The following is a 15320-nucleotide window of genomic DNA, read 5'->3' as shown; positions in this document are numbered from 1 at the left end:
TCACCCTACCGGGTGCATGGCGGGCAGGCCTGGTGATCATCGCCATACGGAACCTCACCCTACGAACGAAGCGGGCATCCGGCGCGTTCGCCGAATGCCCGCTCAGTACGGTGCGGTGTCTGATCAGTCCTCGCTGGACGCCGCAGGCAGCTTGTCCTGGATCAGGTCCATGACGGAGGAGTCGGCGAGCGTGGTGACGTCACCCACCGCCCGGTTCTCCGCCACGTCGCGCAGCAGGCGGCGCATGATCTTGCCGGAGCGCGTCTTGGGCAGCTCGGCGACCGGCAGGACCCGCTTGGGCTTGGCGATCGGGCCGAGCACGGCGCCCACATGGCCCCGCAGGTCGGCGACGAGCTGCTCGTCCTCCGCGTTCGCGCTGGAGCGCAGGATCACGAAGGCGACGATCGCCTGGCCGGTCGTGGCGTCGGCGGCGCCGACGACGGCGGCCTCGGCGACGGCCGGGTGCGAGACGAGCGCCGACTCCACCTCGGTGGTCGAGATGTTGTGGCCGGAGACGAGCATGACGTCGTCGACCCGGCCGAGCAGCCAGACGTCGCCGTCCTCGTCCTTCTTCGCGCCGTCACCGGCGAAGTAGCGGCCCTCGAAGCGGGACCAGTAGGTGTCGATGAACCGCTGGTCGTCGCCCCAGATGGTGCGCAGCATCGACGGCCACGGCTCGGTCAGGACGAGGTAGCCACCGCCGCCGTTCGGCACCTCGTTGGCCTCGTCGTCGACGACGGTCGCGGAGATGCCGGGCAGCGCGCGCTGGGCCGAGCCCGGCTTGGTCTCGGTGACGCCCGGCAGCGGCGAGATCATGATCGCGCCGGTCTCGGTCTGCCACCAGGTGTCCACGATCGGGCACGTGTCGCCGCCGATGTTCTTGCGGTACCACATCCACGCCTCGGGGTTGATCGGCTCACCGACCGAACCGAGCACGCGCAGGCTGGACAGGTCGAACTTCGCGGGGATGTCGTCGCCCCACTTCATGAACGTACGGATCGCGGTCGGCGCCGTGTAGAGGATCGTGACGCCGTACTTCTGCACGATCTCCCAGAACCGGCCCTGGTGCGGGGTGTCCGGGGTGCCCTCGTAGATGACCTGCGTCGCACCGTTGGAGAGCGGGCCGTACGTGATGTACGAGTGCCCGGTGACCCAGCCGATGTCGGCCGTGCACCAGTACACGTCCGTCTCCGGCTTGAGGTCGAAGACCGCGTGGTGCGTGTAGCTGGCCTGCGTCAGATAGCCGCCCGAGGTGTGCAGGATGCCCTTCGGCTTACCCGTCGTGCCGGACGTGTAGAGGATGAACAGCGGCTGCTCGGCGTCGAACGCCTGCGGCGTGTGCTCGGCGGACTGGCGGCCGACGACCTCGTGCCACCACTGGTCGCGCCCCTCGGTCCAGGCGACGTCCTGCTTCGTGCGCTGCACGACGAGGACCGTGCTGACGCCCTCGACGCGGGTCAGCGCCTCGTCGACGGCCGGCTTGAGGGCCGACGGCTTGCCGCGGCGGTAACCACCGTCGGAGGTGATGACGACCTTGGCGTCCGCGTCCTCGATGCGCTTGGCGATCGCGTCGGCGGAGAAGCCGCCGAAGACCACCGAGTGCGCGGCGCCGATGCGCGCGCAGGCCAGCATCGAGACGACCGCCTCGGGGATCATCGGCAGGTAGACGGCGACCCGGTCGCCCTGCTGCACGCCCAGCTCGGTCAGCGCGTTCGCCGCGCGGCTGACCTCGTCCTTCAGCTCGGCGTAGGTGATGGCCCGGCTGTCGCCCGGCTCGCCCTCGAAGTGGATCGCGACCCGGTCGCCGTTGCCCGCCTCGACGTGGCGGTCGACGCAGTTGTACGCGACGTTGAGCTTGCCGTCCTTGAACCACTTGGCGAACGGCGGGTTCGACCAGTCCAGCGTCTCGGTCGGCTCGGTGTCCCAGCTCAGGCGGCGGGCCTGCTCGGCCCAGAACCCGAGCCGGTCAGCCTTGGCCTGCTCGTACGCCTCGGCCGTGACGTTGGCGCTCGCCGCCAGCTCGGCGGGCGGCGCAAAACGACGCTCCTCTTTCAAGAGGTTGGCCAGGCTTTCGTTGCTCACGACATCTCCCTTACGGTGCTTCGCCGGGCGACCGTTGTGTCCCAAACCACAGCTCATCAGACGGTGCCCCCTGGTGACAAGGGGGGTCGGCGAATTGGTTTAGACCTGTAGACGGCCCTGGTGACGAGCGAACGGCTCCCGGCCACAGCGGCCGGGAACCGTCACGCTCTCACCCGTTGCACGCGGAAGGGTGCCCGCGGGTTCAGGCCCGCGTGGCGGGCGTGTCTCTGACGTCGTCGGCGGACGCGGCGGCGACCTGTCCGAAGACGGGGTCGGCATCCGCGGACGCGGCGGCGACCTGTCCGAAGACGGGGTCGGCATCCGTGGACGCGGCGGCGACCTGCCCGAAGACGGGGTCGGCATCCGTGGACGCGGGGGCGACCTGTCCGAAGACGGGGTCGGCCTCCTCGAGCAGGTATGCCTGCGCCTCGCCGACGTGGAAGTACATGCCGTGCAGCTGAAGCGTGCCCTCGTCCAGGGCGCGGGCCACCGCCTCGTGCGCCCGCAGATGCTCCAGCTGCTGGACCACATTGGTCAGACAGAGCTGCTCGACCGCGTCGGCGGGCGCCCGCCCGGCGAGCCGCGCGTCAGGGAGCCCCTGGTCGCCCAGGCGCTCAAGGCTCGGGACGCCGTGCCGCAGCCACCGCTTGAGCGGCGTGAGCGCCCCGGCCCCGGATGGCGGACTGCTCATGAGCGCCTGCATGGCCCCGCACCCGGAGTGCCCGCACACGGTGATCGACTGCACCTTCAGCACGTCGACCGCGTACTCGATGGCCGCCGCGACCGAGTCGTCCCCGCTCTCGGCGCCCGGCAGGGGCACCAGATTGCCCACGTTCCGTACGACGAAGAGATCGCCGGGCCCGCTCGACGTGATCATCGAGGTGACGAGCCGCGAATCGGCACAGGTCAGGAAGAGCTGCGTCGGCTGCTGCCCTTCCTTGGCGAGCCGCGCCAGCTCCCCGCGCACCAGCGGCGCCGTATTGCGCTGGAACGCGCTGAGCCCGCTGGCCAGATGGTGCCCGCCGCGCGGTGCGACGGTCTCGGGCGCCGGGTCGGAGGGCCGGTCGCAGTGGTGGTTGCGCCATGGCGTCCAGGGTCGGCAGCACGAGTGGCTCGCGCTCGCGGGTTCGGCGATCCGCTGCCCGCCGCGGCCGGCCAGCTCGACCTCGCCGCCCTGCGTGGTGTGCGTCTTCTCCCAGTCCTGCAGCGCCTCGTACGCGGCATGGTCCATGAAGGAGCCGTCCAGCTCGACGACGCATTGCGCCCGGTGCGGGATCTGGTGCAGTACCCGGCTGAGCCGGGGCACCGCGAGGAACGTCAACTGCCCGCGAACACGCACATGGTGGACGCCGCGTGCGTCCTCCTCGTGCGTGATGCGGGTACGCGTGAGGCGGTGCAGCGCGACGCCGACGGCCACCGCGACGCCGAGCCCCACGCCTTCGAGCACGCCGAGGACGACGACGCCGAGGGTGGTCACCACGTACACCAGGATCTCGCGGTGGCGGGTGACCGTGCGGATGTGGAGCAAGGAGACCATCTTGAGGCCGACCGCCATGACCAGCGCGGCGAGCGAGGCGAGCGGGATCAGCTCCAGCGCGGGGACGAGCAGCAAGGTGGCCGCGACGACCCAGAGCCCGTGCAGCATCGTGGAGTCGCGGCTCAGCGCTCCCGCGCTCACGTTCGCCGTCGAGCGCACCGCCACCCCCGCGACGGGGAGCCCGCCGAGGGTGCCGGACACGATGTTCGCGGCGCCCTGGCCGAGCAGTTCCCGGTCCAGGTTCGAGCGGCGCGACGTGGGCGGCAGTTCGGGCCGTGCGGCGGCCAGTTTGTCGACGGCCACGGCGCCGAGCAGGGACTGCACGCTGCACACCAGGGTGGTCGTCAGTACGGCGGCGGCGATGCCGAGCACCGGCCCGTCGGGGAGTCCGGCCAGCGCGTGGCTGCTCCAGGACGGCAGGTCCACCTTGGGGAGCGTCAGGCCGCAGAGCGCGGTGACCGCGGTCGCGGAGGTGACGGCGACGAGCGCCGCGGGCACCGCGCGCGTGAAGCGGCCGATCCGGCCCGGGATGCGCGGCCAGCAGTACAGGAGGGTGAGCGTCAGGGCGCTGACGCCGAACGCGGCCACGCGCGCGTCGGCGAGCTGGGACGGCAGCGCCGCCACATTGGCGAGCACCGAGCTCTCGGGGGTGCCGCCGAGCACGATGTGCAGCTGGGCGACGGCGATGGTGATGCCGATACCGGCGAGCATGCCGTGGACGACGGCGGGGCTGACGGCGAGCGCCGTGCGGGCCACCCGCAGGCAGCCGAGCCCGAGTTGGGCGATCCCGGCGAGAACGGTGATCGCGCAGGTGGTGCGCCAGCCGTAGCGCTGGATCAGCTCGGCGGTGACGACGGTGAGACCGGCGGCCGGGCCGCTGACCTGGAGCGGGGCGCCGCCCACCAAGCCGGCGACGAGTCCGCCGACCGCGGCGGCGACCAGGCCCGCTTCAAGAGGCGCGCCGGTAGCGAGGGCGATGCCCAGAGACAGCGGCAGGGCGATCAGGAAGACCGCGACGGACGCCGACAGATCGGCTCCCGCGATCCGGAAGCGGCGACGCGGCGGCGGTGGGGGACTGTGTGCGTTCCGGGCGCCGACTGACGGCTTGGCTGTCCGGCCGGGGTCGCTGGGGTCGCTGGGGCGAGTGGGAAGGCAGGCTGTCATGTCCCGTCTCCTTGGCACGTAGCGGCGGGATGAATTGCAACACTCGGTAAACGAACAGTAATGCAGAGTAAAGATTGTGGCTGGATTAAACGGGCAAATAGCCTACTTATTCACCTGGAGGAGTGAATAAGAATATTGGTCGGCTTGTCGTACAAATTCGGGGGTGAATTGCGTGCGACGTTGACGGCTGCCGCCCGCGCGCAAGCGGGCGCGCTCGCGCATGCCTGTCGCGCATGCGCGGCCTCGCAGGCCGACCCCAAGGAAGCAGGTGGGCGGAAGATGGCCGCCACCCAGAGGACCGCCGCACAGAAGACCGCCCCCCGGCAGTTCACCGCCCCGAGGATCACCGCGGCCGTCGCCGCGGCCGCGGCGTGCGCCGCCACCCTCGCGGGCTGTGGGCACGACGACCCCGGCGCGGCCCGCGACCAGGGCGCCCCCGGCGCCAGGAAGGCCGGGCCCGCCGCCCCGCACCGCACGGTCCGGCTGATCGGCGACGGCTCGACCGCGTACACCGGCCGGCAGCCGCACCTGCCGAGGGCCGAGCGTCTCAGACCGGGCCACAGACCCCCGCAGTTCGTGGTCTTCTCCTGGGACGGGGCCGGTGAGGACGGCCAGAAGCTGTTCTCGCACTTCCGCAAGGTCGCCAAGGAGAACAACGCGACCATGACGTACTTCCTCAGCGGCGTCTATCTGCTCCCGGGCGCCAAGAAGGAGCTGTACGACCCTCCGCGGCACGCACCGGGCCGCTCGGACATCGGCTTCAACGACGCCGAGGGAATCCGCGACACCGTCGAGCAGTTGCGCGGCGCCTGGCTCGAGGGCAGCGAGATCGGCACCCACTTCAACGGCCACTTCTGCGGCAGCGACGGCGGCGTCGGGCAGTGGTCGGTCGAGGACTGGAAGAGCGAGATCCGGCAGGCCAAGTCCTTCGTGCGCACCTGGAAGTCCCATACGGGCACGAAGGCGGCGGCCCCGCTGCCCTTCGACTACGACAAGGAACTCGTCGGCGCCCGCACGCCCTGCCTCGAAGGGCAGAAGAACTTCATGCGGGCGGGCCACGAGATGGGGTTCCGCTACGACACCAGCGGCGTCAACGACCAGGTGTGGCCGAAGAAGAAGCACGGCCTGTGGGACCTGTCCATGCAGCTCGTGCCGTTCCGAGGGCACTCCTACGAGCAACTCACCATGGACTACAACTTCATGGTCAACCAGTCGGGCACCACGCAAGGCGACCCGGACAGGCGTGCGTACTGGGGCGACCAGATGCGCGACAGCCTGGTGGCCGGGTTCAGGCGCGCCTACCACGGCAACCGCGCCCCGCTGATCATCGGCAACCACTTCGAGTCCTGGAACGGCGGCGTCTACATGCGCGCCGTCGAGCAGACGGTCCGGAAGGTCTGCGGCAAACCCGAGGTCCGCTGCGTCTCCTTCCGTCAGCTCGCCGACTGGCTCGACGCCCAGGACCCCAGGACGCTGGAGAGGCTCACCGGCCTCAAGGTGGGCGAGGCGCCGAAGCGGGGCTGGCGCTCCTACCTCGACGACGACGCGCCCGCCCCGGCGCCCAAGGGGGCGCCGGACACCCCGGCCGGTACGTCGTGACCCCCGTCAGACGGGTGCGGTGACGCTCTCCCGCAGCACGTAACCGGGGTCGATCTGCGCCGCCAGGTCGGCCCCCGTCCGCTCATTGCCCCAGCTCCGCGCGTTCTTCTCGTGGAAGTGCACCATCTGGCGCGTGTAGCGCTCCCAGTCGCGCGCCTCGTACGTGGCGTCGGCGGCGTCCTGGAGGGTCCGCAGGGCGCCCCTGGTGGGCTCCTCCAGGAGGTCGAAGCGCGGCGGAAGCCCCTTCTCCATGGCGCGCACCCAGTCCGACTGGCCGACGGTGACGAGCAGGTCGTCGCCCACCTCGGAGCGCAGGAAGTCGAGGTCCGCGTCATCGTCCCCGCGCACCTTGTTGCCCACGACCTTCAGGGCGATGCCGTAGTCCTGCGCGTATTGCTTGTACTGCCGGTAGACGGAGACCCCCTTCCGCGTCGGCTCGGCGACGAGGAACGTCATGTCGAAGCGGGTGAACATGCCCGAGGCGAAGGAGTCGGAACCGGCGGTCATGTCGACCACCACGTACTCGTCACGGCCGTCGACGAGGTGGTTCAGGCACAGCTCCACCGCTCCCGTTTTGGAGTGGTAGCAGGCGACGCCCAGATCGGCCTCGGTGAAGGGCCCGGTGACCATCAGACGCACGGTGCCGCCGTCGAGTTCCACCGGCCGCGCGCAGGCGTCGTACACCGGGTTGTTCTCGCCGACGCGCAGCAGCCGCGAGCCCTGGCCGGGCGGCGTCGTCTTGATCATCGTCTCGGCCGACGCGATCCGCGGGTTCGATCCGCGCAGGTACTCCTTGATGAGCGGCAGCCGCGCGCCCATGGCGGGCAGCTCGGCGGCCACCTCCTCGTCGAGCCCGAGCGCGGCACCGAGATGCTGGTTGATGTCGGCGTCGACGGCGACGACCGCGGATCCGGTGGTGGCGAGGTGGCGGATGAACAGCGAGGACAGCGTGGTCTTGCCACTGCCGCCCTTCCCTACGAAAGCGATCTTCATGTTCACCTAGCGTAGTGTGGCGACCGCGCAGCGTGTCGACCCCCCGTGAAGAAGACCACTCCAACGTGGGGCGCGGGCCCGGGGCCCGTAGGGTCGTACTCATGAGTACGTCAGCCGATCCCCTTGCCGCCCTCGGCGCGCTCGCCGGCGTGAGCGACGCCGTGGCCTCCGTGCGCAAGGCCGTGGACCGGGTCTACGGGCACCGGGTCATGCGGCGCCGGAGCAACGAAGTCACCTCCGAGGCCGCACTGCGCGGCGCGCGCGGCAGCGCGGCGCTCTCCGGCGCCGACTGGGCGCTCGAAGAGGTGCGCAGGCGCACCGACTTCAGCGGCGTGGACGGCGACGGCGAGGCGCCCACGGTCGGCGCGGCCCTGCGGCTCACCGCCGAGGCCGGGCAGCTGCTGTCCATCTGGCGGCAGTCACCGCTCCGGGTCCTCGCGCGCCTGCACCTGGTGGCCGCCGCCGACCGCGGGGACGCGGTCGGCCGCCCGCGCACGCCGGACGAGCCCGTCGACGAGCCGCTCATCGAGCTGCCGCTGCCGAGCGCCGACGAGGTGGCGGGCCGCCTGGAGGGCCTCTCCAGGCTGATCATCAGCGGCAGCTCGGCGCCCGCCCTGGTGAGCGCCGCCGTGGTGCACGGCGAACTTCTCGCCCTGCGCCCCTTCACGTCGCACAACGGCCTGGTCGCCCGCGCCGCCGAACGCATCGTCCTGATCGGCAGCGGCCTCGACCCGAAGTCGATCTGCCCGGCCGAGGTCGGCCACGCGGAGCTGGGGCGCGCGGCGTACGCGGCCGCGCTCGAGGGCTACGTCTCCGGTACGCCGGAGGGGATGGCGGCGTGGATCGCCCACTGCGGCAAGGCGATCGAGCTGGGCGTCAGGGAGTCGACGGCGGTCTGCGAGGCACTGCAACGCGGTGCTGCCTGATGGGCGGCCGTCGCGGCTGAGTGAGCGCAATTGCGTCTGAAAAGGGTTGCGGCGGTACGAGATCTCGTACCGCCGCCGGCATGACGCGCCGGGTTACCAAGCGTCCTCGATATATGCCCATCAGGTCGGGACTTCGCCCGTCACCTGGTGCGGCTGGCCCGTAATCGACGGGTCGACGTCGCGTGGGTGCCCGGTGTTCATGCTTCGGTCCGTGGGGCCTTGGTTGCGGTTGAAGGTGATCCTCTCGGATGTCCCTGGTCTCGCGGGCCGTTGACTCCTTTGTACTCCTCCCGTCGGGGAAGCGGAAGCCCTGGCCGCACTTCTTTACTTATAGGGACGGAAATGAACTTTTCCGGCATCTCGTCTCGGGCGGCCCCTGGCCCTACCGGGAGGCGGTGAGCGCCCGGCGCCGACTGGCGTACCAGACCAGGCCCGCCGTGGCCGCGGCGGCGCCTACAGCGGCCGCCGCGACCAGGGCGGGACGCGAGGGCGCGGAGAAGTCCGGCAGCCGCTGCTTCAGCCTGACCGGCTTGTGGAAATCGAGAATCGGCCACGCGCGCGTGAGCGCCTCGCGCCGCAACGCCCGGTCCGGGTTGACCGCGTAGGGATGCCCCACGGAACTCAGCATCGGCACATCCGTCGCCGAGTCGCTGTACGCGTAGCAGCGCGCGAGGTCGTACCCCTCGGAGCGGGCCAGGTCCTTGACCGCCTCGGCCTTCGTCGGCCCGTACGCGTAGTACTCCACCTCGCCCGTGAAGCAGCCGTCGGCGCCGACGACCATGCGCGTGGCCACCACCCGGTCCGCGCCGAGCAGCTCCCCGATCGGCTCGACGACCTCCGCGCCCGACGTGGAGACGATGACGACGTCGCGCCCGGCCGCGTGGTGCTCCTCGATGAGGGACGCCGCCTCGTCGTAGATGATCGGGTCGATCAGATCGTGCAGCGTCTCGGCGACGATCTCTTTCACCTGTTCCACGTTCCATCCGCGGCACAGCGCCGAGAGGTACGCGCGCATCCGCTCCATCTGGTCGTGGTCGGCACCGCCGGCGAGGAAGACGAACTGCGCGTACGCGGTGCGCAGCACGGCCCTGCGGTTGATCAGCCCGCCTTGGTAGAACGACTTGCTGAAGGTGAGCGTGCTCGACTTAGCGATGACCGTCTTGTCCAGGTCAAAGAAGGCCGCTGTGCGCGGCATGGAGTGGGTCAAGGACTGGATTTCCACGAGTTTGAGCATAGGCGCCCACCATTCGGCGTAAGCTGTGGCGCGTGGGTTTGCTTGAGAAGGCTCTCGGGTACACCATGGAAGTCACGGATCGTTCGCGACCGTGCTAACCCCGGTCTGGCTCCTCCCCCCCCCGAGTCAGACTGTGGGGACGACCCCCGCTCTCCCCCCCGGCGGGGGTCGTCGCATGTCCGGACCCGTTTTCGGGTCCATTTTTTTGCCGCTTGGGCTTCTGATCGCGCCTCGGGCCGCAGGCGCTGATCTGCGATGGACCAGTCACGGTGGGTGACCGCGAGGTGGCGTGGGAGCCGTTCTGCGGGCTGCCCTGCGGAAGTTCTGCTTCAACTGCACTGTGTCACTGGTATGGGTGGTTGGGATATTCACAACCCTTCTCACGTCCACAGTTATTGACCAAGATCCCCACGCTTTCCGGGATCGATGCACGGTGATTCCGCACGCGGAGTTCGGCATCGGTGTTCATGGCCGGTTCGTTATGGCCGAGCTGTGCCGGGGCGGCTGGTATTCGACGCTTCGGTTCCGGACTTCGCGGTGGCCGGTTCGACCCGCGCTTCCCGTATGTGTACGGCGGATGCGGGCGTCCACCGGCGGGCCAGATGTGTCGTACGGATGCGGGTGTGCGGGGAGAAGGGGGCCGGATCGTGGCGGAAACCATGACATGTGAGGTGCGGGGTGTACGGCGCACTCCGTTGATCGTGACGGAGGACGTGGGGCTCCTGGACGATCTGCTGCGGCTCTGCGCCGCGGCGGGCGTACGGCCGGAGGTCGGGCACGGGGCGCCCGCGACCAGGGGCAGCTGGGAGGCGGCGCCCCTGGTGCTGGTCGGGGACGACGCCGCGAGGCGGCTGCGCGGGCTGGCACGGCGGCGCGGAGTCGTGCTGGTGGGGCGCGACCAGGACGACCCCGGGGTGTGGCAGCGGGCCGTGGAGATCGGTGCCGACCACGTGCTGATGCTGCCCGACGGCGAGCAATGGCTGATGGACCGGATCGCCGATGTCGCCGAAGGCGTGGGGCGGCCCGCGGTGACCGTCGGGGTGATCGGGGGCAGGGGCGGCGCCGGTGCCTCGACGCTGGCGTGCGCGCTGGCGGTGGAGGCGGCGCGGGCCGGGCGGCGCACGCTCCTGGTCGACGCGGATCCACTGGGCGGCGGGCTCGACGTCCTGCTCGGCGGGGAGACGGTGGACGGCCTTCGCTGGCCTGCCTTCGCCCAGTCGAGGGGGCGCGTCGGCAGCACCGCGCTGGAGGAGTCGCTGCCGCGACTGCACGACGTGCGGCTGCTCAGCTGGGACCGGGGCGATCTCGCGTCGGTGCCGCCCGAGGCGGTTCGGGCGGTGCTCGCGGCGGGCCGGCGCAGAGGCGGTGCCGTCGTGGTGGACCTGCCGCGCCGGGTCGACGCCGGTTCGGTGGAGGCGCTGGCCCAGCTCGATCTGGGCCTGCTCGTGGTGCCACCGGAGCTGAGGGCTGTCGCGGCGGCCCGGCGGGTGGCCGGGGCGGTGGGGATGGTGCTGCGGGATCTGCGTGTGGTGACGGCGCCGACGTCCGGCCCGGGGGCGCTGGAGGGGGACGAGGTGGCCCGCTTGCTGGGGCTGCCGCTGGCGGGCGAACTGCCGTGCCTGGGGTCCGCTCCGGAGCCCTCTATGGGTGCCAAGGCGACGAAGTCCGGTGTGGGAGGGCCGCTGGGGCGGTTCTGCGCGGAGTTCTGGGGGCGGATGCCGGTGGGCTCGGAGGAAAGGGCGTGACGAGGGTGCGCGGCAGGTGGGGCGAGGCAGGACCGAGGGGGTCGCGGTGAGTGCGGTGGTGGGGGCGCGGATGCTGGACGGCGTACGCCAGTGGCTCGCGGAGAACGGGGCGGAGGCGACACCCGCCCGGGTCGCCGAGGCGTTGCGGGCACAAGGGCGGATCCTGGGCGACGCCGAGGTGCTGGGCGCGGCCGGACAGCTGCGGTCGGAGCTGGTGGGCGCCGGGCCGTTGGAGCCGCTGCTCGCGGATCCGTCGGTGACGGACGTCCTGGTGTCGGCGCCGGACCAGGTCTGGGTCGACCGCGGCGGCGGCCTGGAACCGACGAAGGTGGAGTTCGAGAGCGCCGCGTCCGTACGGCGGTTGGCGCAGCGGCTCGCCGCGGTGGCGGGTCGGCGCCTCGACGACGCACGACCCTGGGTGGACGCGCGGCTGCCGGACGGGACCCGGCTGCACGCGGTGCTGCCGCCGGTCGCGGTGGGCTGCACCTGTCTGTCACTGCGGGTCGTACGGCCCCGGGCCTTCACCCTGGACGAGCTGGTGGCGGCGGGGACCGTACCGCCGGGCGGCGACGGGGTGCTGCGTGCGCTCCTGGACGCGCGCCTCTCGTACCTGATCAGCGGTGGGACGGGCAGCGGCAAGACGACGTTGCTGAGCGCGCTGCTCGGCCTTGTCGGGCCGCACGAGCGCATCGTGCTGGCCGAGGACTCCGCCGAGCTGCGGCCGGACCACCCGCACGTGGTGCGCCTTGAGGCACGGCCCGCCAACCAGGAGGGCGCGGGCGCCGTCGACCTCGCGGATCTGGTGCGTCAGGCGTTGCGGATGCGCCCCGACCGGCTGGTCGTCGGCGAGGTGCGCGGCGCGGAGGTCGTCTCCCTGCTCGCCGCGCTGAACACCGGCCACGAGGGCGGCTCCGGAACCCTGCACGCCAACGCGGCGAGTGACGTCCCGGCCCGCCTGGAAGCGCTGGGAACGGCGGCGGGGCTCGACCGGGCGGCGCTCCACAGCCAGCTGGCGGCGGCGGTCTCCGTGGTGCTGCACCTCGTACGGGACCGGAGCGGGCGGCGCCGGATCGCGGAGGTACGCGTACTGGAGCGGGATGCGCAGGGCTGGGTGCGGGCGGTGCCGGCGCTGGAGTACGGCGAGCGGGGCTTCGTGCCGGGCGAGGGGTGGCGGCGGCTGGGCGAGGTGCTGGAGGTGCGGGCGCTGTGACAGGTGGATCGATGGGGGCGGAAACGCAGGGCGGGGTGTTGATGTCGGTCGGGGTGTTCGTCTTGGGGGTGGTGGCGGTGTCGGCAGCGGTCATGGGGTTGTGGAGCGACGGGTCGTGGCGGGGTGCGGAGGCGCGGCGGGCCCGGCTGGTGCTGGGCGTCGGGCCCGGGAAGGTGCCGGTGCCCGCCTGGCGGCGAGGGGCTAAGACGTGGTGGGAGTGGGGCCGGGCGCGCCCTGAGTGGGGGTGTGTCGCGGTCGGGCTGGTGATCGGGCTCGTCGGGGCCTCGGTCGTGCCGCTCGTGCTGGGGGTCTGCGCCGTGCCCGGTGCGGCGCGGGCACGGCGGGCCCGGGCCGCCCGACGGGAACGGGAGCGGCGCGGGGACGCGGTGATCCGCTTGTGCGGGCTGATGGCGGGAGAGGTGCGGGCGGGGAAACAGCCCGGGGAGGCGCTGGTCGTCGCCGTGCGGGAGTCCGCGGCGCTGCCCGGTGCCGGGGCGAGCGCGGCCGTGGTCGCGGCGGCGCGGTTCGGCGGGGACGTGTCCGGTGCGTTGCGGGAGGCGGCGCGTCGGCCCGGGGCGGAGGGACTGCATGGGCTCGCGGCGTGTTGGCGTGTGGCGGTGGACCGGGGCGCCGGGCTGGCGGCGGGGCTCGAGCGGTTGGCCTCGGCATTACAGGCGGAGCGGGACCAACGGGCGGAGCTGCGAGCACAGTTGGCAGGCCCCTGGTCGACGGTGGTGATGCTCGCAGCGCTGCCGGTGCTCGGCTTGCTGCTCGGCTCTGCGCTGGGCGCCCACCCGTTGCGGGTGCTGCTGCATACGGGGGCCGGGGCGGGGTGCCTGGTGGTGGGCGGGGCGTTGGAGGCGGCGGGGATGTGGTGGGCGGTGCGGATCGTGCGGGGTGCGGAGGCGTGAGCGCCAAGGGGTCGGGAGGTGCGGGGCGATGGAAGTTGTCCACAGGCTGGGGGTAGTGCTGTGCATTGCCGTGCTGGTCGCGTCACTGGCGAGCGAGGTCGGTGCACGGCGCCGGGAGCGGGTGACACGGCGACGGGTCCGGCTCGTGTGCGCGGTGACCGAGGCGCGGCCGGAGCGGCGCACACGGAGCGTGCCTGTTGCGGTCCGGCGTTGGGCGCTGGTGGCAGGGGCGGTGAGCGCCGGGTACGTGTGTGTCGGGGGCGTGGCGGGGTTGGTGGCCGGTGCGGTCGCGGGCGTGGGTGTGTGGCGGTGGTGGCGAGGAAGGGCTGGTGCCGACGGAGGTCTGCCCGGCTCGGTGAACGCGCGGGCGCGGGCCGAGGCGGAGCGGCAACTTCCATTGCTCGCGGATCTGTTGGCCGCGTGCCTGGCGGCCGGTGCGGAGCCGGTGGGAGCCGCACGGGCCGTGGGGGAGTCGGTGGGCGGACCGGTCGGGTCGGCGATGGCGCGGGGTGCCGCGCAAGTACGACTCGGAGGCGAATCGGACTCGGCTTGGCGGGAGTTGGTCGCGATACCTGGAGCCGGGGCACTGGTCCGTCTGCTGGAGCGGGCCGGGGAGTCCGGGGCACCGGCGGCGGGGCCGGTCGCACGTTTCGCCGCTGAGTGCAGAGCGGAGCGGGCGCGCAGGGCGACGGCCGTGGCGAGGCGGTCCGCTGTGCTGATCACGGCGCCGGTCGGGTTGTGCTTCCTGCCCGCGTTCCTGGTGATCGGCGTGGTGCCCGTGGTGATCGGGCTGGGGGCGGGGGTGCTGGGTGGTCGTTGAGGCCCGTGCGGTCGTACGGGCGCGGTGTGAACAGGGTTGTCGAGAACGGGGGTTGTGGTTGTGATGCGGAACAAGGCGAGTGAGGCACGGACGGCGTACGGCTGGGTGCGGGCGGGAGCGCTGCGCCGGTACCGGGCGGTTCGGTCGGTGCGACGGGATGCGGGCATGGTCAGTGCCGAGTACGCGGTGGGGTTGATCGCGGCGGTGGGATTCGCCGGGCTGCTGTACCAGGTGGTGACGAGTGACGTCGTGCAGGCGGCGTTGCAGTCCCTGGTGGCGAAGGCGCTCCATGGGTCGTTCTGAGGCGCTGAGCGGCAGCCGGCGCGACCGGGGCATGGTGACGGCCGAGGCGGCTGTGGTGCTGCCGGTGCTGGTGGCTTTCACCATGGGGCTGGTCTGGGCCCTGCTGGCGGCTTCGGCACAGATCCGGTGCGTGGACGCGGCGCGGGCCGGTGCTCGGGCGGTGGCCCGGCAGGAGCCCAGGGACGCCGCGATCACCGCCGCGCGTGAGGCGGCGCCGAACGGGGCGCGGGTCGAGGTGAGCCGGGAGGGCGACCTCGTCCGGGTGACGGTGCGGGTGCGCGCCGCTGGTCCCGGGCCGCTCGGCGTGGACCTGAGCGCGCAGGCCGTGGCGGCGGCGGAGGAGACGGTCGGGACGGCGGGGGAGGAATGACGAGGAATGTCCCGGAATGACGTGAGGAGCGTACGTAGGGCCCGGCGCGGACGGGCGCGCTCGGACCGCGGGTCGGCCACGGTGTGGGTGGCCATGGCGCTGGCCGCCATCGGCATCGTCTTCGGCGGCCTCCTGACCATGAGCCGCGCCGTCGAGGCCCGGCACCGGGCCGGCGCCGCGGCGGACCTTGCGGCACTTGCGGCGGCGGATCACTGGATGGAGGGAGGGCCGGTGGCCTGCGCGCTGGCGAAGAAGGTCGCCCGCGCCCAGGACGCCAGGGTCACGCGGTGCGCGGTCCACGGCCAGATCTCCGACGTGACGGCGATGTCAGGCACGGGCCCGTTGGAGGCGAGGGCCAGATCCCGGGCGGGGCCGGCGGGGCCGGTGGGGCCCAGGGCGTGACGGGGCGGTGCTGGGAGCAGGGGG

General features: G+C 72.2%; 12 protein-coding genes and 1 pseudogene. 9 read left to right on the top strand and 4 right to left on the bottom strand.

The features are described 5' to 3' along the window. Nucleotides 1-123: 123 nt before the first annotated feature. Both acs and ACH4RC_RS16485 read right to left on the bottom strand, forming a co-directional pair. The gene (acs, locus tag ACH4RC_RS16490) at nucleotides 124-2139 is read right to left on the bottom strand and encodes an acetate--CoA ligase (protein WP_398200823.1); all 2016 of its coding nucleotides are present in this window, start codon (nucleotides 2137-2139) and stop codon (nucleotides 124-126) included. Between the two features lie 145 nt (nucleotides 2140-2284). Beyond that, nucleotides 2285-4783 carry a SulP family inorganic anion transporter gene (locus ACH4RC_RS16485; protein WP_398200820.1) on the bottom strand — a complete coding sequence of 833 codons (2499 nt, stop codon included), beginning with the start codon at nucleotides 4781-4783 and terminating at the stop codon, nucleotides 2285-2287. 279 nt (nucleotides 4784-5062) lie between these two features. Between ACH4RC_RS16485 and ACH4RC_RS16480 the strand changes: the two genes are divergently transcribed. After that, a complete protein-coding gene (locus tag ACH4RC_RS16480; RefSeq protein WP_398200817.1) occupies nucleotides 5063-6382 on the top strand; it encodes a hypothetical protein in 1320 nt (439 codons plus the stop codon). A 6-nt stretch (nucleotides 6383-6388) separates the two neighbouring features. Here ACH4RC_RS16480 and ACH4RC_RS16475 read toward each other — a convergent pair whose 3' ends face one another. Then, complete coding sequence (locus tag ACH4RC_RS16475; protein ID WP_398200815.1) at nucleotides 6389-7375, bottom strand: ATP-binding protein; 987 nt, start codon at nucleotides 7373-7375, stop codon at nucleotides 6389-6391. 101 nt (nucleotides 7376-7476) lie between these two features. Here ACH4RC_RS16475 and ACH4RC_RS16470 point away from each other — a divergent pair, with 101 nt between their 5' ends. Then, the gene (locus ACH4RC_RS16470) at nucleotides 7477-8301 is read left to right on the top strand and encodes an oxidoreductase (protein ID WP_398200812.1); all 825 of its coding nucleotides are present in this window, start codon (nucleotides 7477-7479) and stop codon (nucleotides 8299-8301) included. A 382-nt stretch (nucleotides 8302-8683) separates the two neighbouring features. Here ACH4RC_RS16470 and ACH4RC_RS16465 read toward each other — a convergent pair whose 3' ends face one another. Then, nucleotides 8684-9535, bottom strand: coding sequence for an HAD family hydrolase (locus ACH4RC_RS16465; RefSeq protein ID WP_398200810.1), 852 nt, complete (start codon nucleotides 9533-9535; stop codon nucleotides 8684-8686). Between the two features lie 659 nt (nucleotides 9536-10194). On the opposite strand from ACH4RC_RS16465, the gene ssd reads away from it, so the two are divergent. From ssd to ACH4RC_RS16430, 7 genes and pseudogenes are all read left to right on the top strand, one after another. Then, nucleotides 10195-11280: a septum site-determining protein Ssd gene (gene ssd, locus ACH4RC_RS16460; RefSeq protein ID WP_398201573.1), complete on the top strand. Its 1086-nt coding sequence runs from the start codon at nucleotides 10195-10197 to the stop codon at nucleotides 11278-11280. Between the two features lie 70 nt (nucleotides 11281-11350). After that, the gene (locus ACH4RC_RS16455; protein ID WP_398201569.1) at nucleotides 11351-12490 is read left to right on the top strand and encodes a TadA family conjugal transfer-associated ATPase; all 1140 of its coding nucleotides are present in this window, start codon (nucleotides 11351-11353) and stop codon (nucleotides 12488-12490) included. An 11-nt stretch (nucleotides 12491-12501) separates the two neighbouring features. After that, nucleotides 12502-13401, top strand: coding sequence for a type II secretion system F family protein (locus ACH4RC_RS16450; protein WP_398200807.1), 900 nt, complete (start codon nucleotides 12502-12504; stop codon nucleotides 13399-13401). Nucleotides 13402-13429: 28 nt separating this feature from the next. Then, nucleotides 13430-14113, top strand: a pseudogene (locus tag ACH4RC_RS16445) (type II secretion system F family protein); the annotation flags it as partial. A 273-nt stretch (nucleotides 14114-14386) separates the two neighbouring features. Beyond that, entirely contained in the window at nucleotides 14387-14524 is a 138-nt protein-coding gene (locus ACH4RC_RS16440; protein ID WP_398200806.1) for a DUF4244 domain-containing protein, read from the top strand. After that, entirely contained in the window at nucleotides 14511-14894 is a 384-nt protein-coding gene (locus ACH4RC_RS16435; protein ID WP_398200803.1) for a TadE family type IV pilus minor pilin, read from the top strand. Before ACH4RC_RS16440 ends, ACH4RC_RS16435 begins: the two co-directional genes overlap by 14 nt. Before the next feature lie 6 nt (nucleotides 14895-14900). Next, nucleotides 14901-15296, top strand: a complete 396-nt coding sequence (locus tag ACH4RC_RS16430; protein ID WP_398200800.1) for an Rv3654c family TadE-like protein — start codon at nucleotides 14901-14903, stop codon at nucleotides 15294-15296. Nucleotides 15297-15320 lie beyond the last annotated feature (24 nt).

Origin of the sequence: Streptomyces sp. NPDC016845 (assembly GCF_044332585.1) — a bacterium.
Lineage (GTDB): Bacteria > Actinomycetota > Actinomycetes > Streptomycetales > Streptomycetaceae > Streptomyces.
This window is presented reverse-complemented; position numbering and strand designations above follow the sequence as displayed.